We start from the raw sequence: 24141 nt of genomic DNA on the forward strand, positions 1-24141 counted from the left end.
GCCGCGGAGAGATGCGCCACCCGGGGCCATGCAGGCGGGGACATCGACCTCTCGAATCCGAAAGGGATGCGATGCGCTTCACCCCTATACTGATCAGCGCCCTGGCACTGATCGCCGCCACCCCTGCCCTCGCGCAGGAAGACACTGCTCCCGCCAAGGGCGATCCCGCGTCCGCGCCGGATCCGAACGGCGTCGCCGCGGCAGAGACGGCGCCGACGCCGATGCTCAAGCTCACCGGCAGCACCACCCTGATCAGCGACTATCGCTTCCGCGGCGTCACCCAGACCAACGGCGATGCGGCGCTGCAGACCACGCTCAACCTCAACACCAGGCCGGGCTTCTACGTCGGCACCTTCATCTCGACCATCGACGGTTCGGGCAAGACGCCCGCGCTCACCGGCTATGGCGACGCCGAGGTCGATCTCTACGGCGGCTTCACCAAGACGCTGTCCAACGGCATCGGCACCGATGTCGGGCTGCTCTATTATTACTACCCCGGCGGCCGCGACGGGCAGAACACCGATTTCTTCGAGCCCTATGCCTCGATCAGCTACACGATCGGTCCGGTCGGCACCAAGCTCGGCGCCGCTTATGCCTGGGGCGGCCAGAAGGGCCTGTCGGGCTTCGACGTCCATGGCGGCAACGATGACAACATCTACGTCTATGGCGAAGCCTCGGCGGCGATCCCGACCACGCCGGTGACGCTCAAGGGCCATCTCGGCTATTCCAAGGGATCGCTGGGCTCGCTCAACATCCCCGACAGCAACGACAACAGCTATTTCGACTGGTCGGTGACGGCAGAGGCGGTCGGCGGCCCGTTCAAGGTCGGCGTGAGCTATGTCGACACCGACATCAGCCACCGCTTCGATTTCGACCGCCAGCTCGGCCGCGGTTCGACGGTGCTCGCCTATATCGGCACCAGCTTCTGATCACCTAAACCCGCGCTCCTGCACCAGCGGGAGCCGGGGCTACACGGCGCTGCTGCGTCACCCCGGGTTCCCGCTGGTGCAGGAACCCGGTTTCTCCCCGGCTTACTGCGCCTGCGCGCGCGCATCCTGCCCATCGCCTTGAGGCGCGGCGACGATGTCGCGGGTGGTGGCGCCCTTGTCGACCACATTGGTGCCCGGATCGCCCGCCGACGAGCGGATGCCGGCATCGGCGGTATCGCCGCCGGCCTGGTCGATCACCGCATTTTCCGACGTGCTGCGCGCGGCATTGCCGCCGAACAGCGCCTGCAGCGTCTGTGCGTTGGTGGCGCTGTCCTGCGGGCGGGCGGCGCCCGGCTGCGGCGGAACCAGCGCATAATCCGGCGGGATCACCAGCGGTGCCTGGCGTGCGACCGCGAACTCGTCAGGACGGGCGCGATCATAGCCGCGCTTGCCGCAGCCGGAGAGCAGGGCAACGCAGGCAAGACCAACGGCGACGGGCACAATCTTACGCATGGGGAATCTCCGAAACATCGTCGCGCTTGTCGCGCATCAGGAGCGCGCGGACAAGCAGCACGAGCACGCCAAGGGTAATCGCCGCATCGGCGATGTTGAACACCAGAAACGGCCGCCAATCGCCGAAGTGGAGGTCGGCGAAATCGACCACGTAGCCGAGCCGGACGCGGTCGACGATATTGCCGAGCGCGCCGCCGAGGATCGCGCCGAGCGCGACCTGGTCGGCGCGGTGGGTTTCGCGGGTCATCCACACCGCCACCCCCAACGCGATCGCGCCGGTCATCGCCACCAGCGCCCAGCGCATCGCATTGGTATCGGCGTGAAGCAGGCCCAGCGACACGCCGTGGTTGGCGACAAAGCGCAGGTTGAAGAAGCCGGTGATCACGCGCTCGGCGGTCAGCTCGTTGAGCTGGAGGACATCGGTAATCGCAACCTTGCTCGCCTGGTCCGCGAGGAACAACAGCGCGGCGCTGATCACGCCGATCAGGGGTGGCTTACGCATGGGGAGCATCCTCGCCGACCACCGCGGTGCAGCGATCGCACAGCGTGCCGTCCTCGGTCACCTCGGGCAGGTGCCGCCAGCAGCGGCCGCACTTGAGGTAATCGGTCCGGCTGACCTCCACCGCGTCTCCCGCATCCACCCGCGCGACGATGAACGTCTCGGCCAGTGCCGCCGCATCGAGCGGCAGGTCGGGCACGGTCACGACCGCCTCGAGGCTCGACCGCACCGTCTTGGCGCGCCGCAGCGGCTCGATGGCCTCGGTCACCGTCGCGCGCAGCCGGCGCACCTCCGCCCATTCGCTGCCGAGCGGCGTGTCACCGGCAAGCGCCGGCAGTTCCGGCCATTCGAGATAATGCACTGAGCCGTCCTCGCTCGGGAAGCGCGCCTGCCACACTTCCTCGGCGGTGAAGCAGAGCACCGGCGCGGCGTAGCGCACTAGCGCATGGAACAGCAGGTCGAGCACGGTGCGATACGCCCGCCGCTTCACGTCATCGGGCGCATCGCAATAGAGGCTGTCCTTGCGGATATCGAAGAAGAACGCCGACAAATCCTCGTTGGCGAAATCGGTCAGACGCCGCAGGTAGCGGTTGAGCTCGAACGCCTCGGCCGCCTCGCGCAGCTCGACATCGAGCGCGCCGAGCAGCGTCAGCACGTAACGCTCCAGCTCCGGCATCTCGTCGACCGCCAGCTTCTCGGCATCGCTGAATCCGTCGAGCGCGCCGAGCAGGTAGCGGAAGGTGTTCCTGAGCTTGCGATAGCCGTCGGATGCCGTGCCGAGCACTTCCTTGCCGATCCGCACGTCGTCGAAATAGTCGGTCGACGCGACCCACATCCGCAGGATGTCGGCGCCGCTCTCGCCGATCACCTTCAAGGGATCGACGACATTGCCGAGGCTTTTGGACATCTTGCGCCCCTGACCGTCGAGCGCGAAGCCATGGGTCAGCACCGCCTCATAAGGCGCGCGCCCCCGCGTGCCGCAGCTCTCGAGCAGCGACGACTGGAACCAGCCGCGATGCTGGTCAGACCCCTCGAGGTACAGATTGGCGCGCACGCCCTCGCCGTAGCGCGCCTCGACGGTGAACACATGGGTCGAGCCGCTGTCGAACCAGACGTCGAGAATGTCGTTCTGCGGCTCATAATCGGCCAGCGCATGATCGGGCCCGAGCAGCGTCTGGTGATCCGCGGTAAACCAGGCATCCGCGCCGCCCTCGCCGAAGGCCGCGATGATCCGCGCGTTGACCGCAGGATCATTGAGATAGTCGCCGGTGCCGCGGTTGACGTAGAGCGCGATCGGCACGCCCCAGGCACGCTGCCGGCTGATCACCCAGTCCGGGCGCCCCTCCACCATCGAGCGGATCCGGTTCTGCGAGCGCGCCGGCACCCAGCGGGTATGCTCGATCGCGTCGAGCGCGGTCTCGCGCAGCGTCGCGCCGTTGCTCGCGGCGCCGTCTGCATCGGCGGCGATCGCCCGGTCCATCGGGATGAACCACTGCGGCGTGGCGCGGAAGATCACCTTGGCCTTGGACCGCCACGAATGCGGGTAGCTGTGGGCGAAATCGTCCGACGCGCCGAGCAGCGCGCCGACCGCGCTGAGGTCCGCGCAGATCGGCCCGTCCGAGGCGACGAACTTCTTGTTGATGACGCTGCCCTGGCCGCCGAGCCAACCCCAGTCGGCGCGGTAGAAGCCGGCGCCGTCGACCGCGAACACCGGATCGATGCCGTTCGCCTTGCACAGCAGGAAATCGTCCTCGCCGTGATCGGGCGACATGTGGACGAGGCCGGTGCCCGCCTCGGTGGTGACGAAATCGCCCGCCAGCAACGGCCGCGGCTTGGCGAAAAAACCGCCGAGCGCGTGCATCGGATGAAGCGCGGTCGCGCCTTCCAGCGCACTGCCCTTTACCAGCGCGATGAACTCCTCCATCGCGATCCCGGTGCGCTTGGTGAACGCGGGCAGCAGCGCCTCAGCGACGAGGTAGCGGGCGCCGCCGCTGGCGAACAGCAGGTAATCGAACGCCGGGCCATAGGCGAGCGCCTGGTTGACCGGGATCGTCCACGGCGTCGTCGTCCAGATCACCGCCTGCGCGCCGATCGCGATCTCAGCCTCGGGTGCGGTGGCGATCTCGAAGCCGACGTCGATCTGGGTGGAGACGACGTCCTCATATTCCACTTCGGCCTCGGCGAGCGCGGTCTTCTCCACCGGTGACCACATCACCGGCTTGGCGCCGCGATAGAGCTGGCCGCTCTCGGCGAACTTGAGCAATTCGCCGACGATCGCCGCCTCGGCCTCATATTTCATGGTCAGATAGGGGTCGTCCCAATCGCCCATCACGCCGAGCCGCTTGAATTCCTCGCGCTGAACGTCGACCCATTTGGCGGCATAGGCGCGGCATTCGGCGCGGAACTGCGCGACCGGCACCTGGTCCTTGTCGAGCTTCTTGGCGCGATACGCTTCCTCGACCTTCCATTCGATCGGCAGGCCGTGGCAGTCCCAGCCCGGCACGTAGGGCGCGTCCTTGCCCAACAGCGATTGCGAGCGGACGATGATGTCCTTGAGGACCTTGTTCATCGCATGGCCCATGTGGATGTCGCCATTGGCGTAGGGCGGGCCGTCGTGGAGGATGAAGCGCTCGCGCCCGGCGCGCTGCTCGCGCAGCCGCTGGTAGAGGCCGATCGTCGCCCACCGCTCCAGGATCGCGGGTTCCTTGGCGGCAAGGCCCGCCTTCATCGGAAAGTCGGTCTTCGGCAGGAAGACGGTATCGCGATAGTCGCGGGCGGTTGGGGTATCGTCGCTCATGGGTCCGCGCGCCTTAGCCGAGAGGGAAACACGTTGCCATAGCGTCGTTCTTCCCTCGACGACGCCCCTAGCCCAGCACCACCCGCGCCCGCGCGCAGTCCGCGTCCATTTGCGCCGTCAACGCCTCGAGGCTGTCGAACTTGGCCTCGGGGCGCAGATAGTCGATCAGCGCCACCTCGATGGCCTGCCCGTACAGATCCTCGGCGAAGTCGAAGAAAAAGGGCTCGAGCAGTTCCTTGGGCGGGTCGAAGCTCGGCCGGATACCGAGGTTGGCCGCGCCTTTCAGCAGCCGCCCGTCGGCGAGCCGCCCGGTGACGGCGTAGATGCCATAGGCCGGCCGCAGGTAATTGCCCATGTCGAGGTTCGCGGTCGGATAGCCGATCGTCCGCCCGAGCTTGTCGCCATGCTGCACGGTGCCGCGGATCGCGAACGGGCGGGTCAGCAGCCGCGCCGCCGTCCGCGGGTCGCCGACGCGCAAGGCATCGCGGATCAGCGTCGACGACACCGTCTCGCCGTTGAGCGTCACCGGCCCTACCGCGTCCGCGGCAAACCCATGCGCCGCGCCAAGCGCGGCAAGCGTCGCCACGCTGCCGCTCTTGCGATGGCCGAAGGTAAAGTCCGCGCCGGTCACCACGCCGCCCACCTGCAGCCCGCTCACCAGCCGCTCCTCGACGAACGCCTCGGCGGTCAGCGCGGCGAGCGCGCCGTCGAAGTGGAACACCACCATCGCATCCACCCCGGCCGCCGCGAACAGCGCCTCGCGCTGGTCGAGCGTGGTCAGCCGGAACGGCGGCGTTGCGGGGCGGAAATGGCGCACCGGGTGCGGATCGAACGTCCCCACCAGTGCCGGCCGGCCCTCGGCACGCGCGCGCGCCACCGCCTCGCCGACCACCGCCTGGTGACCGAGGTGAAAGCCATCGAAGTTTCCCAGCGCGACGATCCCGCCGGCAAGATGCGGCGGAATTGTCGAGCCGCCGTCAAGCCGCTCCATCGGCGGCGCTATAGGCGGACGGCGTGGCAAACGCGAGATGGTGCGGGCGGCGCTGGGCAGCCGATAGCGTCGTCATCCCGGCGAAGGCTGGGATCTTGCACGGCAACGGCACGCAGACGACGATTAAGACACCAGCTTCCGCTGGCGTGACGGGGATATAGCTGGTGATCCAGCCCAGGCCCGGAACCACCGCCCCGGCCGGGCCGCTACCGCGCCAGCGTCACGAAACTATATGCCGGCCGGCCCTCCGCTGCGGCATGATCTTCCCGCGCCACCTCGCGCCAGCCGGTGAACGCCGGCACCACCGCATCGCCGTCGGGCGACGCATGCACCTCGGTGAGGTCGATCCGCTCCGCCCGATCGAGCAGCAGCGCGTAGATCTCGGCCCCTCCGATCACCGCCGCGTCCGGACCTGCCAGCGCCAGCGCCGCGTCGGGCGAGGTCGCGACCTCGGCACCGGCCGCCGACCAACGCGGGTCTCGCGTCAGCACGATGTGCCGCCGCCCGGGAAGCGGCGCCGGAAAGCTCTCGAAGGTTTTGCGCCCCATTACCATCGGCCGCTCCATGGTCAGCGCCCTGAACCGCTTGAGGTCGGCGGGCAGTCGCCATGGCAGCTGGCCGTCACGGCCGATCACGCCATTGTCGGCGCGGGCGAGGATGAAGGTGATCATCCCCGTCCTATGCCGCGGAACCACCGGCCGCGCGAGGGATCACGCCGGGGCGTGGTCCTTCACCCACTGCTTAGGATCCTTGTCGACCACCGCGATGCCGTTGAGGTGGCTCGCCTCATAGGCGGCAAAACGCACGCCGAGCTCGTGGCGCTCCTCGAGGCTCGCATGCTTGCGGAAATCGGTCAGGCCCTGGCGCTCCTCCTCGGCGAGGTGATCGCTATTGGCCTTGTTGCACGCGCCGACCGCCTCGAACCAGGCGTCCGAGCCGACCGGATGCTGGTCGACCGCCTCGCCGGTGTCGCGGATCTCGTTGTGATCCTCGATCGCGTCCTCGGTCTCCTCCGCCGCCGAGTCGGCATCGTTGCCGCCGGTACCGATCTGCATCAGCCGCGGGTAGAAGAAGCGCTCCTCCGCTTCGGCATGCGCATCGAGCAGATTCTTGAGCCGCGTCCACAAGGCTGACAGCGCCTCGGTGTCATGCGCGTCGATGCTGTCGATCTGCGCGAACAGCGCGCGCTGCTGGGCGTGTTCGTCGAGAATGAGCTGCGTGATGTCCATGATCGTCCCTCGGGCAAGATAGTGGACGATCAACCACGGCCGGTGCGGCACGGTTCCTATTGCGGATGGCTCTCACTCAGACGGCGACGGCGGCCTTGATATGCGCCTGGGCCTCATAGCCGTGGAGCACGAAATCCTCCTGCTCATAGCTGTCGATGGCCGGTGGCGTGCGCAGGATCTCGAGCCGCGGCAGCGGCCCCGGGGTGCGGGTCAGCTGGGTGCGCGCCTGCTCGAGGTGGTTGAGGTAGAGGTGGCAGTCGCCCCCCGTCCAGATGAACTCGCCGGCCTCGAGCCCGCATTGCTGCGCGAGCATGTGGGTGAGCAAGGCATAGCTCGCGATGTTGAACGGCACGCCGAGAAAGATGTCGGCCGAGCGCTGGTAGAGCTGGAGCGATAACTTGCCGTCGGCGACATGCGTCTGGAACAGGCAATGGCATGGCGCCAGCGCCATGGCGTGGAGGTCCCCCGGGTTCCAGGCGGAGACGATCTGGCGGCGCGAAGCCGGGTTGGTCTTGATCTGCTCGATCAGCTCGGCGATCTGGTCGATGTGGCGGCCGTCGGCGGCGACCCAGTCGCGCCACTGCTTGCCATAAACCGGGCCGAGATCGCCCGCCTCGTCGGCCCATTCGTCCCAGATCTTGACGCTGCGCTCCTGCAGCCAGCGCACGTTGGTGTCGCCGCGCAGGAACCAGAGCAGCTCGACGATGATCGAGCGCAGGTGCAGCTTCTTGGTGGTCAGCACCGGAAAACCCTGGGCGAGATCGAAGCGCATCTGCGCCCCGAAAACCGAGAGGGTTCCCGTCCCCGTGCGGTCCATCTGCCTGGAGCCGCTGGTCAGGATACGGTCCATGAGGTCGAGATACTGGCGCATGGCGGGGGCGTACCGCGGCCGACGGCCTGCGATCAAGCCGCAGAATTGGATGCGTCTGCGATCGTGCTGCTGGCGCCAAGCGGGCAAGGCGATGCGTGGATGGCCTTGCTCGCCTCGATACGGTCGCCGCCGCGCGCCTGCTGTTCGCGCCACTGGCCGACAGCCGCGTCGAGCGCGCCGCGGCGGCGTTTCTTGATCCGCAATGGAGGTTGCTCGGCCGCCACGACACGCTTGGCGGCGATGACGCGGTGATGCCGTCGATCCGCGATCTGGTCCGTCAGGCGCTCCAACTCGATGCGGCCAAGCTGATCCTCGCGCATAACCATCCGAGCGGTAATGCCGAGCCCAGCCCCGCGGATCTCGCTTTCACCCGCACGCTCGCCAGGGTCCTCGCGCCGCTAGAGATCGCGCTGGTGGATCACCTGATCGTCACTCCGTCCGCGATCACCAGCCTGCGCGACCGCGGCCTGCTCTAGCGCAGCCGGCAGGCCTTGATCGCCGCCGGGTCCGGCCGCGGGCCGACCGCGCGGAAGGTCGCCATATAGCCACCGGCCGATGGCATTTCCGACACCGACTCCTGCCGATATCCCACTGCGGCGAATTCGCAGGTGAGCAGCGCCGGCGGGGTGCCGTGATATTGCGGCAGGCGGTTGGCATCCACCACCACCACCAGCCCGTCGGGCTTCAGCGACGGGCGCATCCGCCACAGGAACTCATAAGGCTGGGCGATCTCATGGTACATGTGCACCATCAGCACCCGGTCGAAGCTCGCCGCCGGCAGCCGTGGATCGGCCGGTGCGCCGAGCCGGACGCTGACATTGTCCAGGCTCTCGCGCGCCACCCGCTCGGCCAGCGCGTCGCGGACCTGCGCCACGATGTCCTCGGCGAGCACCCGGCCGTCCTTGCCCACCCGCTGCGCCAGGCGGATGGTGTAATAGCCCTCGCCCGCACCGATATCGGCGACGGTCATGCCCTTGGCGATGCCTGCCTTGCCCATCACCTCGCCGGCTTCGTTGAGGCGATCGCGCGCTTCCTCGTTGGACCAGCGCGACGACACGATCGACGCCACCGGCCGGTCCGCGGCGGGAAACGGTCCCGGCTTGTCGGCCTCATGCTTGATCAGCGGCTTGGAACCGTCGCACGCGGCGAGCAGCAACAGCGTTCCGAGGGCGATCTGCCCGACACGCAAGGAGGGACTCGGCGTCACTTAGTCAACGTCCTCCACCTCAACCGCCTCGCCGGTCACCCGCTGCGACAGCGCCGCCGCCATGAACGGATCGAGTTCGCCATCGAGGACGTCGGAGGGGCTTGAGGAGGTGACGCCGGTGCGGAGGTCCTTCACCATCTGATAGGGTTGCAACACATAGCTGCGGATCTGATGACCCCAGCCGATATCGGTCTTGCTGGCGTTTTCGGCATTGGCCGCTTCCTCGCGGATCTGCAGCTCGCGCTCGTATAGCCGGGCGCGCAGCTGGTTATAGGCTTCCGCCTTGTTCTTGTGCTGCGAGCGCTGGTTCTGGCACTGCACCACGATCCCCGTGGGAATGTGGGTGATGCGCACCGCCGAATCGGTGGTGTTGATGTGCTGCCCGCCCGCACCCGAGGCGCGATAGGTGTCGATCCTGAGGTCGCTCTCATTGTAGTTGACGTCGATATTGTCATCGACCACCGGATAGACCCAGACGCTGGCGAAGCTGGTATGCCGCCGGGCCGCGCTGTCATACGGGCTGATCCGCACCAGCCGATGCACCCCGCTCTCGGTCTTGGCGAAGCCATAGGCGTTCTCGCCCTTCAGCAGCAGCGTCGCCGACTTGATCCCGGCCTGTTCGCCCGAATGCTGATCGATCAGTTCGACCTTCATGCCGCGACGCTCGGCCCAGCGGGTGTACATGCGCTGGAGCATGCCCGCCCAATCCTGGCTCTCGGTGCCGCCGGCGCCGGCATTGACCTCGACATAGGTGTCGTTGGCGTCGGCCTCGCCGGCGAGCAGCGCCTGGACCTTGTCATGCTCGGCGCGGCGGGCGAGCGCGGCGAGGCTCTCCACCCCGTCCGCCTCCATCGCGGTATCGCCCTCGGCCTCGGCCATCTCGATCAGCTCGACGGTGTCGTCGAGCTCGCTCTGGATCGCCCTGGTGGCGGTGATCGCCTCGTCGAGCCGGCGGCGCTCGCGCATCACCTCTTGCGCGGCCTTGGGATCGTTCCACAACGCCTGGTCCTCGACCCGGGCGTTGAGCTCGTCGAGCCGGCGGAGCGCGCGATCCCAATCGAGGAACCGGCGCAGCAGCGCCAGTGCATCGTTGATCTTGTCGACATGGGCTTGCGCTTCGGCGCGCATCGAAACTCTCCAATCAGGGTCGTCAGGCCAGCAACGACTGGCGGCAGGCCCGGCACAGGCCGGCTGACGTATATGGGAATGCGGCTAGTAGATTCCGCCTTCCTTTTGCAAGAATTCGCTGTCGCGCGGCTCCGGTGCCTTGCGCACCGGCGCGGCGGTCACCGTCGGCGCGGGACCGGCATGGCGCGCGGCGCGGCGCGGTTCGCTTTCCGGCTTGAACGCTTCCCAGATCACCGCCGCCTTGGGATCGCTGTCGGTGGGGAATGTGCCGTACACCGGTCGGCCCGACGCGCGATCGATCCGCACCATGCGGATCCCCGCCGGCGCGCGGAACGGCAGCTTCTCCAAGCCGTCATAGGCCTTGGCCGCGAACTCCTTGAAGATCGGCGCCGAGATCCGCCCACCCTGGGCGTAGCCGCCGAGATTGGAGGGCGTGTCATAGCCGAGGTACAGCCCGCCGATGAACTGCGGCGTGCCGCCGACGAACCACACGTCGGTGGGGCCGTTGGTGGTGCCGGTCTTGCCCATCATCGGCCGGTCGAGATCACGCAGCACCACTGCGGTGCCGCGCTGGATCACGCCCTCGGTGATGTGGACCATCTGATAGGCGGTCAGCGGGTTGATCACCTGACGCATCCGCGATCCCGGCCGCGGCATCGCCTTGCCGTTCCAGTCGGCGGCATTGCAACCATCACAGGCGCGCCAATTTTCCGGCCAGATCACCTTGCCGTGACGATCCTGGACGAAGTCGATCAGCGTCGGCGCATTGCCGCGCCCCTGGTTTTCGAGGATCGAATAGGCGTTGACCATCCGGCTCACGGTGGTTTCGCCGGCGCCGAGCGCGAACGACAGATAGGGCGGGTAGTTGCCCACCCCCATCCGCTTGATCACGTCCACCACCTTGGGCATGCCGACGGTGGACGCCGCGCGCACCGTCATCAGGTTACGCGATTGCTCGATGCCCCAGCGCATCGTGTGCGCGCCCGAGCCGCCCTCATTGCCGAAGTTGACGAAGCATTTCTGCCCCAGATGCGCGCCCTGGTAGACGCAGAACGGCGCGTCCTGGATGATCGTCGCCGGGGTCATGCCATTCTCGAGCGCCGCCGAATAGACGATCGGCTTGATCGTCGAGCCCGGCTGGCGAAGCGCCTGGGTGGCGCGGTTGAACGACTGGATGCGGCTGTCGAACCCGCCCTGCATCGCCAGCACCCGACCGGTGCCCGGCTCCTCGACCACGAAGCCGCCCGAGATCTTGGGGATCGCCCGCAAGGCAAAGTCGCTGCCGTCGGGGGCCACCGCGATGATGTCGCCGACCTGGATCGCGCCGAATGCGTTGCCGCCCTTGCCGCGCACCGGCATCTGCGCGCCCGAGCGCGGCAGGCTGCCGGTCTTGCCGTCGGCAAAGCCGAGGTCGATCGATGCCGACGAGCGCGCGGTGACGATCGCCGCGCGCCAGTCCTTGTAATCGAGACCGACGTTGGTGTTGAGCAGCGCCTGCTGCCAATTGTCGCCGTCGATCTCGACATGGCGGATCGGCCCGTTCCAGCCGCGACCGCTGTCGAAGCGGATCAGCCCGTCGCGCAGCGCCTCGGCGGCGAGATCCTGCAACCGGGTGTCGAGCGAGGTGCGCACCCACAGCCCGCCGGCATAGACGCTGTACGGCCCGTCGCGGTCGGTCTCGCCGAACTTGTCGACCAGCTGCCGGCGTACCTCCTCGACGAAATAGCCGCCGACGCGCTCGAACTTCGGCGTGCGCCGCAGCACCGCGCCGAGCGGCTCGGCGACCGCGCCGTCATGCTGGGCCTGGTTGATGAAGCCGTTGCGCAGCATCTCGCCGAGCACATAGTTGCGTCGTTGCAGCGCGCGCTCGGTGTGGCGGAACGGATCGTAGTTGCTCGGCCCCTTGGGCAGGATCGCCAGATAGGCGAGCTGGGCGAGATCGAGCTCGTCCAGTTCCTTGTCGAAATAGGCATGGCCCGCTGCCTCAACGCCGAACGCGTTGCGGCCCAGCGCGATCTGGTTGAGGTACAATTCCAAGATCTGCTGCTTGGTCAGCGTATCCTCGATCTTCCACGCGAGGATCGCTTCCTTGAGCTTGCGGCTCGGCGAATAGGCGTTGCCGATCAACAGATTCTTGGCGACCTGCTGGGTAATGGTCGAGCCGCCCTTGGCGCGCCGGCCGGTGCCGAACTTCGCCGCATAATCGATCACCGCGCCGGCGAGGCCCGGATAGTCGACACCATGATGCTCGAAGAAGGTCTTGTCTTCCGCGGCGAGGAAGGCGCGGACCAGCAGTGGCGGATATTCGGCGTAGGACAGTTCGACCCGGCGCTCGCGGGCATAGGATTGGATCGGCACGCCATCGATGCCGCGCACGTTGGTTGGCAGCGGCGGCTCGTAATTGCGCAACTGGTCCACCGATGGCAGCGCGCGCAGCACCGTCAGCCACAGGATCGCATAAGCAACCAGCGCCAGCACCGCGAGCGCGGCCAGCGCCTTGACCCACCAGCGCCCCCAGGCACGGCTGGCCAGGCCCGGCGTGCCATCGGGGTCGCGGGTCAGCCTGAAGCGGGTGGTGCGGGGAGGATCGGACGCCATAAATCAGGGGCGGCGTGTAGCAGGTTCGCACTGGCTTGCCACCCCGCGCACGCGGCAGACGGGATGGTCGTCGCGGCCAATGGGGACGTTGTTCGAGCCGCCATCCCAGCGACAGCCGGGATCTCTCGTGACTCCTGCCCCGCCATCGCCAGAGATCCCAGCATTCGCTGGGATGACGCCTGCGGCGGGAGGACGCTGGTGGACCAGTCCTTATCGGCTCGCCATCTGCCGTGCGAAGTGCACCTCGACCGCCTTGGTGACGCTGTCCGCGATGCGCTGGCGCCCCTCGTCGCTGTCAAGGAAGGCGGAATCGATCGGGTTGGAAATATAGCCGGTCTCGAACAGGATCGAGGGCATGTCCGGCGCCTTCAGCACCATCAGCGAAGCCATGCGGTGGAAGTTGGGCTTGGTCGGAATCAACGGCTTGGCCTCGCGCCCGAGCAGCCGGGCGAAACTGGCCGAGGCGTTCATCGTCTCGCGCTGGGCGAGATCGATCAGGATCGACGACACGTCGGCGCCTGCATCGCCGAGATTGACCCCGGCGATAATGTCCGCCTTGTTCTCGCGGGTCGCGAGCCGCGCCGCTTCCTTGTCCGAGGCTACTTCGGACAGCGTGTACACCGACGCGCCGCTCGCGTCGGCCGAGCCGACGCTGTCGCAATGGACCGAGATGAACAGGCTTGCGTGAAGCCGCCGGGCGATGCCGAAGCGTTCGCGCAACACCAGAAAGCGATCGTCGCTGCGAGTCAGCGCGACGCGAACCCGCCCGCTGGCGAGCAGATCGTCGCGGATCGCCTTGGCGATCTTAAGCGTGACATCCTTTTCGCGCAGCCCGGTTACCGGGTTGATCGCGCCGGGATCCATCCCGCCATGGCCGGCGTCGATCACCACCAGCGGCCGGCCGTCCTCCCCCGCCACCTTGGGCAGGCGCATGCCCCGCGCCGGCGGCGGCACCGGGACCGACACCTTGTAGCGGGGCTTGGCCGCCCAGGCGCCGAGATTGAACGGGAAGAAGCTCAACGGCCCGGCCGCGGTCGCCGCCGCGACGCCTGCGGCGGTCGCCGGCTTGAGCGACAGCGTGAACTCGCGCCCATCGGGATCAAAGGCGCCATCGCCGATCACCGCCGGCTGCGCGAGATCGAACACCACCCGCGTCCCCGTCGGCTGCCGGACCTGATGGATCGCGCTGACCATGCCGTCGATACGGGCGCGCGCGCCGGGCTCGGCGTCCACCACGTCGAGCACGATCTGCCGGGTGGCGCCGAGCACCGTCCCTTGCGCGTCGCCGACGCGGCCGTCGAAGCGGATCACCACCGTATCGCCGGTCATGGCGATGCTCTTGATCACCGTCGCCGCCCAGGCGGGCGATCCCGTCAGCCAGCCGGCCACAAGAACAAGGAGCGCAAACACCCCGCGTCCTTGCCGCGCAACGCTGCCGCCGGTCCAGTGAAAACCCATGCCATTCCCTTTGCGCGACCGTCGAGGTCGTGCAGACAGGTAAGCCTTCCCGCCCCAACAGCGGGTTGCCCGGCACGGTTAACGCCCCGTTCGGCACGTTTTTGCCGCCGCGACCGGCAAAAGCCTGCCAGTTGCGGTATGGTGCGGGCAATGCTACCTGTTCAATCGCACCCGTGTATCGCACGCGTAACAATGTTGCGACGCATCGGTCTCAGCGCCTTGTCGGCGCTGGTTTTAACCAGGTTGAAGCTCGCATGATGCACTTGTCCAACGTCCAGCTCCGCCCGGCCCTTGCCGGCGGGTGCGCGGGCGTGCGGGAGGGCGATGCCCCCCGACGTGCATGGCGAGCAGACGCATCTTTGCCACCCCAGCGCGCCCGGCCGAGTTCCGGCGCTGCTCATCGTCGCGCGCCTGCCGAGGCTGCCAAGCCAGCCTCCTGCCGGCGCGCGTGGAGACTATTACATGACCACGCGTATGCTGATCGACGCACGCCACCGGGAGGAGACCCGGGTCGCCGTCGTCAAGGGTAACCGGATTGAAGAGTTCGATTTCGAATCCGCCGAGCGCAAGCAGCTCAAGGGCAACATCTATCTAGCCAAGGTCACACGGGTCGAGCCGTCGCTGCAGGCGGCGTTCATCGATTACGGCGGCAATCGCCATGGCTTCCTCGCTTTCTCGGAAATCCATCCCGACTACTACCAGATTCCCAAGGAAGATCGTGACGCGCTGCTGCGCGAAGAGGCCGAGCATGCCGCCGAAGAGGCCGCATTGCGCGCCGAGCAGGACGATGACGACGACGCCGAGGATTTCGACGACGCCGACGACGATGCGCATGACGCCGGCGATCATGACGATCACGGCAGCGACGACGAGGGCGATGGCGAGGCCGCGAGCGGCACGTCCAAGAAGCCGCGTGGCAACGACGATCAGGTGGAAGCGCTGCGCCAGCGGCGGATGAACCTGCGTCGCCGCTACAAGATCCAGGACGTGATCCACCGCCGCCAGGTGCTGCTGGTCCAGGTCGTCAAGGAAGAGCGCGGCAACAAGGGTGCGGCGCTGACCACCTATCTCAGCCTCGCCGGCCGTTACTGCGTGCTGATGCCTAACACCTCGCATGGTGGCGGGATCAGCCGCAAGATCAGCAATGCGGGCGACCGCAAGCGGCTGAAGTCGATCATGGCGGACATGAAGCTGCCGCCGTCGATGGGCTGCATCGTCCGCACCGCGGGGCTGCAGCGCACCAAGACCGAGATCAAGCGCGACTTCGATTATCTCGCCCGGCTGTGGGACGGGATCCGCGAGAACACGCTTGGCTCGTCGGCGCCGGCGCTGATCTATGGCGACAGCGACCTGATCAAGCGCGCGATCCGCGACATCTACAATCGCGAGATCGACGAGGTGATCGTCGAAGGCGAGGAGGGCTTCCTCCAGGCCAAGGACTTCATGAAGCTCCTGATGCCGAGCCATGCGCGCCGCGTGAAGCAATATGCCGATGCGGTGCCGCTCTACCAGCGCGCCGGGGTGGAGGACCAGCTCGCCGCCATGTACCATCCGGTGGTGCAGCTGAAGTCCGGCGGCTATCTGGTGATCAACCCGACCGAGGCGCTGGTCTCGATCGACATCAACTCCGGCCGCTCGACCCGCGAGCACAATATCGAGCAGACCGCGACCGCGACCAACCTCGAGGCTGCCAAGGAAATCGCCCGCCAGCTCCGCCTGCGCGACATGGCGGGGCTGGTCGTGATCGACTTCATCGACATGGACAACGGCTCCAACGTCCGCAAGGTCGAGAAGGCGATGAAGGAAGCGCTCAAGGACGATCGCGCGCGCATCCAGGTCGGCCGCATCTCGTCGTTCGGGCTGATGGAGATGAGCCGCCAGCGGCTGCGCACCGGCGTGCTCGAAGCCTCCACCCGCGGCTGCCCGCATTGCGAGGGCACCGGCCTGGTCCGCACCGCCTCGTCGGCCGGCCTGTCGGCGCTGCGCCTGATCGAGGACGAGGCCGCCCGCGGCCGCGGCTCGGTGCTGACCCTGCGTGCCAGCCATGAAGCGACCATCTATGTGCTCAACAAGAAGCGCGCGGACATCGCCGAGATCGAGGATCGCTACGGCGTGATCGTCGAGATCGTCCCCGATCGCGAGGAAGAGGGCGCGCGCATGTCGGTCGAGGCGTCGGGCCCGCCGCCGGCCTATGCCCCCAAGATCGAGGCGCTGGTCGAGATCGAGGACGACGATCTGGTCGACGACGTCGAGGACGAGATCGACGAGGAGATCGAGGAAGAGGCCGAGACCGTCGAGGAGCCGCGGCGCGAGCGTCAGCGCGACGAGGGCGACGAGGCCAAGGGCGAAGGCCGCGGCAAGCGCCGTCGCCGTCGCGGTCGCCGCGGCCGCAACCGCGACGATCAGCCCGAGGGCAGCGAGCAGGCCGACATGGCCGAGGGTGAACCCGAGGCGGGCGCCGAGGCGGAGACCGCCAGCGACGGCGAGGCGGACGCCGACCACGGTCACGACGCCGGCGAGCAGCCGCACGGCGACGGTCGCCGTCGCCGTGGGCGTCGCGGTCGTCGCGGCGGTCGTCGCAACACCGAGGGCAGCGCGGTCGATCACGCCGAGCCGCGCGCCGACGGTGGCGAGGAGCCGCTCGCAGTCGCCGAGGCGGTCGAGGCCGAGCCGGATGGCGAAGCCGGCGATACCGGTCCGGTCACCACCGGGCTCGAGCTTCCGATCCAGGAAGCCGTCGCGCCGGTCGCCGAGCCGGCGCCGCGCACCCGCCGCCGGCCCAAGGCGCGCAGCGCCGCGCCGGCGACCGCTGACGCGCCTGCAGCGGTCGAGCCCGAGGCACCGGCGGCCCCCGTGGTGGCCGAGGTACCGGTAGAGGCCGAAGCCGAGCCTGCCCCGGCCAAGCCGAAGCGCACCCGCAAGAAGGCGCCTGCCGCTGACGCTGCGCCGGTCGAGGTGGCGCCCGAGACCGCCGCCGAGCCGGCCGCCAAGCCGCGCCGCCGCACCCGCAAGCCCGCTGCAGACGCGGCGCCGGTCGCCGACGCCGCGGTGGTCGAGGAAGCCGAGGCGGACGCGGCCCCTGCCGTCGGCGCCGCGCCGGCCAACGACGCTGCCGGTGGCGACGACCAATCGGGTGATACGCCGCGCCGCGGCTGGTGGCAGCGAACCTTCGGCGCCTGACGATGCGCTCCCCTCTCTCGCCACGAGAGAGGGGAGTCGCTCAGCCGGCCTGATCGGCGTCGAGCACCGCCTGCACCTCTTCCACGCTGACCCCGAACGCGCCGGCGAGCCCGGCCAGCGACGCACCGCGCCGGGCCAGTTCGCGGATTCGGTCCGCATCGACGACGGTGCGATAACTGCGCGTGTCGCGCGGCCGTTGCACCTTGCCCTGCTCGTCTCCGCCGGTACGTGCGGCGCCGGGCCCGCGCCGGCGAGCGACGGCGGCGGTTTCGCCCGCCGCGTCGCGGGCGCGCCGGCGCTCGACGTCTTCGAGCCGCCGCTCCTCGCGCGCGCGTTCCCGCTCCTGCGCCAGGCTGTCGCGCGCGGCCTCGCGCTCGCCGGCCCGCTGCTCGGCGGCCTGCACGCGCTCGGCCACCCGGCGTTCGCGCTGCTCCGCCCTGATCGTGTCGCGGTCGCCTGTCCCGGCGGTGGTGCCCCAGCCGCTGGCACGCGGCGCGCCACTCGATCTTCCCCAACCCCGATCGTCCGCCACGCCGTCACATCCTCTCACTCAATGCTGCGCGCGAGGCTGTCGGCAATCGCGTCGCGTTACCCCGACCGTGCCGCCCTCCCCGCGCAGGCGGGCGTGATTGCCACGCGCTCCGGCGTCGTCAATGGCCAGCATCGCCGGACCGCCTCGATCACAGGTTGGCCTTTCTGCTCAATGCGCTAGGATGCCGTCATGAACGACCGTTTCGACGTCTCATGGCCGATCCAGGACGCGGCCACCTGGTCGCGGTTGGTGACGGATCACGATCTGATCGCGGATCGCTGCGCACGGCTTGCTGCGTTGGCGACCCAGCCGAACGCAAATGGTCCTGCGGCCTCGGCGCTGCTGCTCGAACTGGCCGTGCTGCTTGCCGATCATCTCGGCGTTGAGGATGAGGTGGTCGACCTGACCGAAGCGGCGCTCGCTGCCGGACGATCGCGGATCGAGGCCGGTGCGATGCGAGCGAGCCTTGAGCGATTGAGAAGTGATTGGGCGGTGTTCGTGGGCAAATGGACCACGCGGGCGGTGACCGACCATTGGCTGGCATTCGGCGGCGAAGCCACGCTCATGGTGGAGCGTCTGACGATGCAGATCGCCGCCGAGAACGACCTCCTCTACTCACCCGCCCTTGGCTACAGTGTCATTCCATTGGGCGCCAAGCACATCCAATAGGCCGATGCAGCGCAAATCTTCGGCGAGGACGGCGAAGACTAGCGCGCCGGTGCCATCTTCGCCACGGCCCGAGCATCGCGCGCGACAAGGGCATAGTTGTCGGCCATATCGAGGTGGATCGCCCTGATCTCGGGCATGACGGCGGTCGCTGCCAGCGCCCGCTCCATTCGCGCCCGATGCTCGTAGAACTCGGCGTTGTTCGGACTGTTCATACCCGCGCTCCCAACCGAATCGACATTAAGTCCGATGTTTACGCTGCCAACGGCGCTACACGCGGACAATGACCTAGATTAGCGTCTGGCGGGCAGCCGCGCAGCATCCGGCTGCCCGTGGCGACGGTGCGTTCAACCGAGCTAGATCATGCCGGCCGGTCGGACAGATCCATGAAATCGCGCGCCGCCTCGCGATCGGCAGCATCCTTGAAGACCGTCTCAATATCCGGCCCGGCGCCAAGCATGTACATCAGCGCCCACAGTGCGAATCGCCGCGACCGGTCGGTTTCAAGGGCGAGATCGACTCGCATGTGATCGAGGCCGGCGGTCATCGCCCCAAGGGCAATTGCCGAGATATCGTCGGTTCCGAAGTAGCGGCGGATTTGATCGTCTAGGTTCATGGCTACCCTCTAGCCGCAAGGTGGCAGAGTCGCGACGGTTGGTGACCGGTAAAGGGCCTGGGCCACTTCCTGCCGTGGCCCAGGGCTCACCAGCCCCCGTGCGTGTTGCCGACAACGACGATGCGCGACGAACTGCAGCGCTCCTCCAACGCACGGACACATCACGGAAAAGAATCGGGTGCAAGGGGGCCGCGACATCGCCCGCGTGATGCCTTCAGTTGCGTGACATCAAAGGACCTCGCTTATGATCAGCTACCCCCCAGTCGGCGCCGACATCCGTCCGTCAGGCGCCCCGGCGGGCCTCGCCGCCATTGAGGAGGCGTCCAGGATCGTGATCGTCGACGACGATCCGGGCATCCGCGAACTGCTCACCGAATTTCTGGTCGACAACGGCCTCGGCGCCGAGGCCGTCGCGAGCGGTGCGGCGCTGCGTGACCGGCTGCGCCAGCGCGGCTGCGATCTGATCATCCTCGATCTGATGATGCCCGGCGAGGACGGCCTGTCCGTGCTCCGCTCGCTGATGCAGACCGAGGATCGGCCGGGCATCATCATGCTCTCGGCGGTGGCCAGCGAAGTCGACCGAATCGTCGCGCTCGAGATGGGCGCGGACGATTATGTGATCAAGCCGGCTAGCCCGCGCGAGATCCTGGCGCGGATTCGCTCGGTGCTGCGTCGCCGCGCCCTGCAGGGCGCCGGCACCGACGAAAGCACCGAAGAAGAGGCGGACGTGCTCCCGTTCAACAACCGCTACAGCTTCGCCGGGTGGCTGCTCGACTGCCGGATGCGGACGCTGACGGCGCCGGACGGCAGTGCGGTGCTGATCACCGATGGCGAGTTCAACCTGTTGATGACCTTCGTCACCGACCCGCAGACGGTCCACACCCGCGAGCAGTTGGCATCGCTGGCCGGCAAGCCCAAACCGGATGCCAATGACCGGACGATCGACGTCAGCGTCAGCCGACTCCGGCGCAAGTTGGCCGGACCCAATAACGAGGAACTGGTGCGCACCGTCCGCGGCCAGGGCTATCTGTTCCTGCCGGAGGTGCGCAGCGAGCGGCGCTGAGCGCCGCCTGCCCCGTTCGACCGCTCGTTGCACCGAGCGGTCGAACAGCGCGGCACCGACTCTGCAACACGACCAGGCGCCGTCGAGCGCGACCGCGGCGATCCGGTTCCGGCAGCGTGCGACCTGGCACCGGCTCAAATGCCGGTATTGCGCGTTAGGGAACAGCCTATCTCTGGCAGCTGCTAGGATTCCCGCGACGCCGCCGTTCAGTTTCCATCAACGACACATCCGGCAGATACAGCACGTGGGATCGCGCGCGATTGCTCACACCTCTGTTACTACCCGTTTCAGTCGCCTAAGCAGCGTCATCGTCCATCCTGCCCGATCCGCCGCGGTCCGCATCCAATCAAGGTCCATCCATGCAGCCTGATGCCGCGTCACAGCCCACCACCGCCTCGACGGGTATTGCCGGCCTAGATGATATCCTCAGCGGCGGGCTGACGCCGGAACGACTGTATTTGGTGGAGGGCACGCCGGGCACCGGCAAGACCACGCTTGGCCTCGGGTTCCTGCTGACCGGGGCCAAGGTCGGCGAAAGCGGCCTGTACATCACGCTTGCCGAAACGGAGAACGAGCTGCGCGCGGTCGGCAAGACGCACGGCTGGTCGCTCGACCCGATCACCGTGTTCGAGATGGTGCCGGCCGATGGGCTGAGCGACGATCAGGAGCAGACGTTGCTGCACCCCAGCGAGGTGGAGCTTGGCGAGACGATTCGTGCAATCATGGCCAAGGTGGACGAGTGTCGACCGGCGCGGGTGGTGATCGACAGCCTCTCCGAATTGCGCCTGCTCGCGCAAAGCGCGATCCGCTACCGGCGGCAGATCCTCGCGCTCAAGCATTTCTTCTCAACCCGCTCCTGCACCGTGCTGGTGCTCGACGACAAGAGCGCCGCCGGCAGCGACCTCCAGCTGCACAGCATCGCCCACGGCGTGATCGCGCTGGAACAGATCCTCTCGGGGTTCGGCGCGCAGCGGCGGCGGATGCACGTGGTGAAGCTGCGCGGCGTGCGCTACCGCGGCGGCTATCACGATTTCGAGATCGAGCGCGGCGGCCTCAAGATCTACCCGCGCCTGGTCGCCGCGGAACATGGTCGAAGCTATGCCGACGCGCCCGTCTCCACCGGCTCGGCCGGGTTCGACGCCTTGCTCGGCGGCGGGCTCTTCCCCGGCACCGCGACGCTGCTGACCGGTCCCGCCGGCGTCGGCAAGACCACCGCGACGATTCAGTGCATGGTCGCCCTGCTGAGGCGCGGCGAGAAGGCCTGCTACTTCCTGTTCGACGAGCGCCTGCCCACGCTGCTCAAGCGTTCGGCGGCGCTCGGCATGGACCTGCAGCCGTTCATCGACAGCGGCCTGCTGCACATGCGCGCGATCGATCCAGCCGAACTGTCACCCGGTGAATTCGCCGGTGCGGTGCGCACGGCCGTGGAGGAAAACGGCGCGCGGTTTGTCGCGATTGACAGCCTCAATGCGTATTTGCAGTCGATGCCGAACGAGCAGTTCCTGGTGCTGCAGATGCACGAGCTGCTCACCTATCTCGGCCAGCATGGCGTGGTATCGATGCTGATCCTCGGCATGCACGGGATCATGGGCGACATCCGCGCCGACGTGGATCTCAGCTACCTCGCCGATACCGCGGTGCAGCTGCGCTACTTCGAGGCGTTCGGCGAAGTCCGCCAGGCAATCTCGGTGATCAAGACGCGCACCGCGATGCACGAGCGCGTCATTCGCGAGTTCCAGATCACCGCCGGCGGCCTGGTGCTCGGCGAGCCGCTGCGGGCGTTCCAAGGCGTGTTGACCGGTATCCCCGCCTATGTGGGCGAAAGCAGCACCCTGCTCGCCAGCCAGAGCGCCGATGGCGGCGGCTGAGGTGGAAAACCGCGTCCTGATCCTGGCGCCACGGGGGCGCGACGCCGTCATCGCTGCCGATCTGCTGCGCCGCGATGGGATCGAGGCGGTGGTGTATGACGCGCTGGCGCCGATGGTGACTGCGCTCGACGACGGTGCCGGCGCGGTGATGATCACCGAGGAGGCGCTGGCCTCGGCGGATCGCACCGCCCTGTCGGCCTGGGTGGCGGCGCAGCCGACCTGGTCAGACCTGCCGTTCGTGGTGCTGGCCAACGGCGGCACCTCGCCCCGCTCGTCGACCGCGACCGAGCGGCTCGGCGATCTCGGCAACGTCGTGCTGCTTCAGCGGCCGCTCCATGCCGAGGCGATGGTCGGCGCGGTGCGCTCCGCGATCAAGGCCCGGCAGCGGCAGTTCGAGGTGCGCGCCGCGGCGGAAACGCTTGAGCAAGCCGTCGCCCAGCGCACCGCCGAGCTGCAGGCGGCGCGCGACAGCCTGGCGTTTGCCCTCGAGGCGGGCGGGATGGCGAGCTGGGACATGGATCTGGCAACGGGCGACATCCAGCGCTCGCAGAGCCATGACGCCTTGTTCGGCTATCGCCAACCCCAGCCACGCTGGACGATCGCGCATCTGCTCCACCACGCGCACGCCAAGGACCGCCCGGCGATCGCCGCCGCGTTCGACGATGCCCTGGCCACGGGCACGCTGGAGTTCGAATATCCGATCACCGGAGCGGATGGCAGCGCGCGCTGGATCGCGGTGAAGGGGCGGGCACGCTACGATGACGACGGCACGCCGCGCCGCCTCGCCGGCGTGGTATCGGACACCACCGCGCGCCGCGACGCCGATGCCCAGCTCGCCCAGGCCCAGAAGATGGATGCGATTGGCCAGCTGACCGGCGGCGTCGCGCATGATTTCAACAACCTGCTGACGCCGATCGTCGGCAGCCTCGATCTGGTGCGCCGCCGCCACAAGGATGACGAGCGCACCCAGCGGATGGTGAGCGGGGCGCTCCAGGCGGCCGAGCGCGCGGCGACGCTGACCCAGCGGCTGCTCGCCTTCGCCCGCCGCCAGGCGCTCCAGCCCCAGGCCGTCGACATCGCCGCGCTGATCGACGGGATCGTCGAACTGGTCCGGCGGACGCTCGGGCCGACGATCGAGGTGGTCCCCGAGATCCCCGGCTCGCTGCCCTCGGCCCGGGTCGATCCCAACCAGCTCGAGCTGGCGCTGCTCAACCTCGCGATCAACGCGCGCGACGCGATGCCGGAGGGTGGCCGGCTGACCCTCACCGCCGCCGCCGAGACGGTTGCCGATCACGACGGCCGTGGACTCGCGGCCGGGCGCTACATCCGGCTGGTGGCGCGCGACACCGGCACCGGCATGGACGAGGCGACGCTGACGCGCGCGACCGAGCCGTTCTTCTCCACCAAGGGCGTCGGCAAGGGCACCGGGCTCGGCCTGTCGATGATCCACGGACTGGCGGCGCAATCGGGCGGGACGCTGCGGCTGGAGAGCCGGCTCGGGACCGGCACGGCGGTGGAGCTATGGCTGCCCGCGACCGACGAACGCGCGCCGGTCGTCGATGGCATAGGCACCGAACCGGTCCCGGCCCAGCGCGCGGCGACCGTGCTGCTGGTCGATGACGAGGACATCGTCCGCTTCGCCACGGCCGACATGCTGCGCGATATCGGCTATCGGGTGGTGGAGGCGTCCTCCGCCAGCCAGGCGCTGGTCGTCCTCCAGGGGAGCAGCGCCATCGACCTTTTGGTGACCGATTATCTGATGCCCGGGATGACCGGTGCGGCGCTGATCAGCGAGATGCGCGCGGTCGGCAGTCCGATGCCGGCGCTGCTGATCACCGGCTATGCCGCGCGTGGCGAGGATGTCGCCGCCGACGTGCCGCGGCTCACCAAACCGTTTCGCCAGGTCGACCTCGCCGCCAAGGTCCATGACCTGCTCCACCGCACAGCGCCCGACGAAGCGCGCCGCGACGCCGCCGAATAGCCTAGGTCCGTCGGC

21 protein-coding genes are annotated in these 24141 nt (G+C 68.1%); 7 read left to right on the forward strand and 14 right to left on the reverse strand.

From position 1 onward, the window contains the following. Positions 1 to 71: 71 nt before the first annotated feature. On the forward strand, positions 72 to 929 hold the full coding sequence (locus tag AC07M8_RS08915) for a TorF family putative porin (protein WP_267396101.1): 858 nt from the start codon (positions 72 to 74) through the stop codon (positions 927 to 929). Between the two features lie 102 nt (positions 930 to 1031). Here AC07M8_RS08915 and AC07M8_RS08920 read toward each other — a convergent pair whose 3' ends face one another. From AC07M8_RS08920 to AC07M8_RS08950, 7 genes are all read right to left on the reverse strand, one after another. Next, complete coding sequence (locus AC07M8_RS08920) at positions 1032 to 1442, reverse strand: DUF3035 domain-containing protein (protein WP_495173985.1); 411 nt, start codon at positions 1440 to 1442, stop codon at positions 1032 to 1034. Beyond that, on the reverse strand, positions 1435 to 1944 hold the full coding sequence (gene lspA, locus AC07M8_RS08925; protein WP_495173986.1) for a signal peptidase II: 510 nt from the start codon (positions 1942 to 1944) through the stop codon (positions 1435 to 1437). The genes AC07M8_RS08920 and lspA overlap by 8 nt, the downstream gene beginning before the upstream one ends. After that, positions 1937 to 4738 carry an isoleucine--tRNA ligase gene (ileS, locus tag AC07M8_RS08930; protein WP_495173987.1) on the reverse strand — a complete coding sequence of 934 codons (2802 nt, stop codon included), beginning with the start codon at positions 4736 to 4738 and terminating at the stop codon, positions 1937 to 1939. Before ileS ends, lspA begins: the two co-directional genes overlap by 8 nt. A gap of 67 nt (positions 4739 to 4805) precedes the next feature. Continuing rightward, complete coding sequence (locus AC07M8_RS08935; RefSeq protein ID WP_495173988.1) at positions 4806 to 5729, reverse strand: bifunctional riboflavin kinase/FAD synthetase; 924 nt, start codon at positions 5727 to 5729, stop codon at positions 4806 to 4808. A 206-nt stretch (positions 5730 to 5935) separates the two neighbouring features. Further along, entirely contained in the window at positions 5936 to 6400 is a 465-nt protein-coding gene (locus AC07M8_RS08940; RefSeq protein WP_495173989.1) for a dihydrofolate reductase, read from the reverse strand. A gap of 39 nt (positions 6401 to 6439) precedes the next feature. After that, positions 6440 to 6958 (reverse strand): hemerythrin domain-containing protein, encoded by a 519-nt coding sequence (locus tag AC07M8_RS08945; RefSeq protein WP_267396107.1) that lies wholly within the window; start codon positions 6956 to 6958, stop codon positions 6440 to 6442. Positions 6959 to 7034: 76 nt separating this feature from the next. Continuing rightward, the gene (locus tag AC07M8_RS08950; RefSeq protein ID WP_495173990.1) at positions 7035 to 7829 is read right to left on the reverse strand and encodes a thymidylate synthase; all 795 of its coding nucleotides are present in this window, start codon (positions 7827 to 7829) and stop codon (positions 7035 to 7037) included. Positions 7830 to 7924: 95 nt separating this feature from the next. Here AC07M8_RS08950 and AC07M8_RS08955 point away from each other — a divergent pair, with 95 nt between their 5' ends. Then, positions 7925 to 8305 (forward strand): JAB domain-containing protein, encoded by a 381-nt coding sequence (locus AC07M8_RS08955; protein WP_495173991.1) that lies wholly within the window; start codon positions 7925 to 7927, stop codon positions 8303 to 8305. Here AC07M8_RS08955 and AC07M8_RS08960 read toward each other — a convergent pair. The 4 genes from AC07M8_RS08960 to AC07M8_RS08975 form a co-directional block, all read right to left on the reverse strand. Further along, positions 8302 to 9036, reverse strand: a complete 735-nt coding sequence (locus tag AC07M8_RS08960) for a class I SAM-dependent methyltransferase (RefSeq protein WP_495173992.1) — start codon at positions 9034 to 9036, stop codon at positions 8302 to 8304. The two genes, AC07M8_RS08955 and AC07M8_RS08960, sit on opposite strands and share 4 nt — an antisense overlap. Then, the gene (prfB, locus tag AC07M8_RS08965) at positions 9037 to 10164 is read right to left on the reverse strand and encodes a peptide chain release factor 2 (protein WP_495173993.1); all 1128 of its coding nucleotides are present in this window, start codon (positions 10162 to 10164) and stop codon (positions 9037 to 9039) included. An 84-nt stretch (positions 10165 to 10248) separates the two neighbouring features. Further along, positions 10249 to 12762 (reverse strand): penicillin-binding protein 1A, encoded by a 2514-nt coding sequence (locus AC07M8_RS08970; protein WP_495173994.1) that lies wholly within the window; start codon positions 12760 to 12762, stop codon positions 10249 to 10251. Positions 12763 to 12972: 210 nt separating this feature from the next. Beyond that, positions 12973 to 14220, reverse strand: coding sequence for an N-acetylmuramoyl-L-alanine amidase family protein (locus tag AC07M8_RS08975; RefSeq protein ID WP_495173995.1), 1248 nt, complete (start codon positions 14218 to 14220; stop codon positions 12973 to 12975). A gap of 474 nt (positions 14221 to 14694) precedes the next feature. Here AC07M8_RS08975 and AC07M8_RS08980 point away from each other — a divergent pair, with 474 nt between their 5' ends. Then, positions 14695 to 17400 carry an Rne/Rng family ribonuclease gene (locus tag AC07M8_RS08980; RefSeq protein WP_495174271.1) on the forward strand — a complete coding sequence of 902 codons (2706 nt, stop codon included), beginning with the start codon at positions 14695 to 14697 and terminating at the stop codon, positions 17398 to 17400. Positions 17401 to 17440: 40 nt separating this feature from the next. Here AC07M8_RS08980 and AC07M8_RS08985 read toward each other — a convergent pair whose 3' ends face one another. Further along, on the reverse strand, positions 17441 to 17932 hold the full coding sequence (locus AC07M8_RS08985) for a hypothetical protein (RefSeq protein WP_495173996.1): 492 nt from the start codon (positions 17930 to 17932) through the stop codon (positions 17441 to 17443). A 189-nt stretch (positions 17933 to 18121) separates the two neighbouring features. On the opposite strand from AC07M8_RS08985, the gene AC07M8_RS08990 reads away from it, so the two are divergent. After that, positions 18122 to 18601 carry a hypothetical protein gene (locus tag AC07M8_RS08990; RefSeq protein ID WP_495173997.1) on the forward strand — a complete coding sequence of 160 codons (480 nt, stop codon included), beginning with the start codon at positions 18122 to 18124 and terminating at the stop codon, positions 18599 to 18601. 38 nt (positions 18602 to 18639) lie between these two features. On the opposite strand, the gene AC07M8_RS08995 is transcribed toward AC07M8_RS08990, so the two are convergent. Then, on the reverse strand, positions 18640 to 18813 hold the full coding sequence (locus AC07M8_RS08995; protein ID WP_495173998.1) for a hypothetical protein: 174 nt from the start codon (positions 18811 to 18813) through the stop codon (positions 18640 to 18642). 146 nt (positions 18814 to 18959) lie between these two features. Continuing rightward, positions 18960 to 19145 (reverse strand): hypothetical protein, encoded by a 186-nt coding sequence (locus AC07M8_RS09000; protein WP_495173999.1) that lies wholly within the window; start codon positions 19143 to 19145, stop codon positions 18960 to 18962. 313 nt (positions 19146 to 19458) lie between these two features. Between AC07M8_RS09000 and AC07M8_RS09005 the strand changes: the two genes are divergently transcribed. The 3 genes from AC07M8_RS09005 to AC07M8_RS09015 all read left to right on the forward strand — a co-directional run bounded on the left by AC07M8_RS09005 (position 19459) and on the right by AC07M8_RS09015 (position 24126). Then, positions 19459 to 20277 carry a response regulator gene (locus AC07M8_RS09005; RefSeq protein WP_495174000.1) on the forward strand — a complete coding sequence of 273 codons (819 nt, stop codon included), beginning with the start codon at positions 19459 to 19461 and terminating at the stop codon, positions 20275 to 20277. A 359-nt stretch (positions 20278 to 20636) separates the two neighbouring features. Then, on the forward strand, positions 20637 to 22145 hold the full coding sequence (locus AC07M8_RS09010; protein ID WP_495174001.1) for an ATPase domain-containing protein: 1509 nt from the start codon (positions 20637 to 20639) through the stop codon (positions 22143 to 22145). After that, positions 22132 to 24126, forward strand: a complete 1995-nt coding sequence (locus tag AC07M8_RS09015) for a PAS domain-containing hybrid sensor histidine kinase/response regulator (RefSeq protein WP_495174002.1) — start codon at positions 22132 to 22134, stop codon at positions 24124 to 24126. Before AC07M8_RS09010 ends, AC07M8_RS09015 begins: the two co-directional genes overlap by 14 nt. The last annotated feature ends 15 nt before the right edge of the window (positions 24127 to 24141 follow it).

The sequence above is a fragment of the Sphingomonas sp. GW821-FHT09E03 genome, from assembly GCF_059416225.1.

Bases quoted from the DNA above. Each gene is read 5' to 3' on its own strand.
- AC07M8_RS08935 (WP_495173988.1), bottom strand. From the start codon at position 5,729: ATGGAGCGGCTTGACGGCGGCTCGACAATTCCGCCGCATCTTGCCGGC.
- AC07M8_RS08950 (WP_495173990.1), bottom strand. From the start codon at position 7,829: ATGCGCCAGTATCTCGACCTCATGGACCGTATCCTGACCAGCGGCTCC.
- AC07M8_RS09015 (WP_495174002.1), top strand. From the start codon at position 22,132: ATGGCGGCGGCTGAGGTGGAAAACCGCGTCCTGATCCTGGCGCCACGG.
- AC07M8_RS09000 (WP_495173999.1), bottom strand. From the start codon at position 19,145: ATGACCGCCGGCCTCGATCACATGCGAGTCGATCTCGCCCTTGAAACC.
- ileS (WP_495173987.1), bottom strand. From the start codon at position 4,738: ATGAGCGACGATACCCCAACCGCCCGCGACTATCGCGATACCGTCTTC.
- AC07M8_RS08980 (WP_495174271.1), top strand. From the start codon at position 14,695: ATGCTGATCGACGCACGCCACCGGGAGGAGACCCGGGTCGCCGTCGTC.
- AC07M8_RS09005 (WP_495174000.1), top strand. From the start codon at position 19,459: ATGATCAGCTACCCCCCAGTCGGCGCCGACATCCGTCCGTCAGGCGCC.
- AC07M8_RS08920 (WP_495173985.1), bottom strand. From the start codon at position 1,442: ATGCGTAAGATTGTGCCCGTCGCCGTTGGTCTTGCCTGCGTTGCCCTG.
- AC07M8_RS08970 (WP_495173994.1), bottom strand. From the start codon at position 12,762: ATGGCGTCCGATCCTCCCCGCACCACCCGCTTCAGGCTGACCCGCGAC.
- AC07M8_RS08945 (WP_267396107.1), bottom strand. From the start codon at position 6,958: ATGGACATCACGCAGCTCATTCTCGACGAACACGCCCAGCAGCGCGCG.
- prfB (WP_495173993.1), bottom strand. From the start codon at position 10,164: ATGCGCGCCGAAGCGCAAGCCCATGTCGACAAGATCAACGATGCACTG.
- AC07M8_RS08975 (WP_495173995.1), bottom strand. From the start codon at position 14,220: ATGGGTTTTCACTGGACCGGCGGCAGCGTTGCGCGGCAAGGACGCGGG.
- AC07M8_RS08940 (WP_495173989.1), bottom strand. From the start codon at position 6,400: ATGATCACCTTCATCCTCGCCCGCGCCGACAATGGCGTGATCGGCCGT.
- AC07M8_RS08915 (WP_267396101.1), top strand. From the start codon at position 72: ATGCGCTTCACCCCTATACTGATCAGCGCCCTGGCACTGATCGCCGCC.
- AC07M8_RS09010 (WP_495174001.1), top strand. From the start codon at position 20,637: ATGCAGCCTGATGCCGCGTCACAGCCCACCACCGCCTCGACGGGTATT.
- lspA (WP_495173986.1), bottom strand. From the start codon at position 1,944: ATGCGTAAGCCACCCCTGATCGGCGTGATCAGCGCCGCGCTGTTGTTC.
- AC07M8_RS08990 (WP_495173997.1), top strand. From the start codon at position 18,122: ATGAACGACCGTTTCGACGTCTCATGGCCGATCCAGGACGCGGCCACC.
- AC07M8_RS08995 (WP_495173998.1), bottom strand. From the start codon at position 18,813: ATGAACAGTCCGAACAACGCCGAGTTCTACGAGCATCGGGCGCGAATG.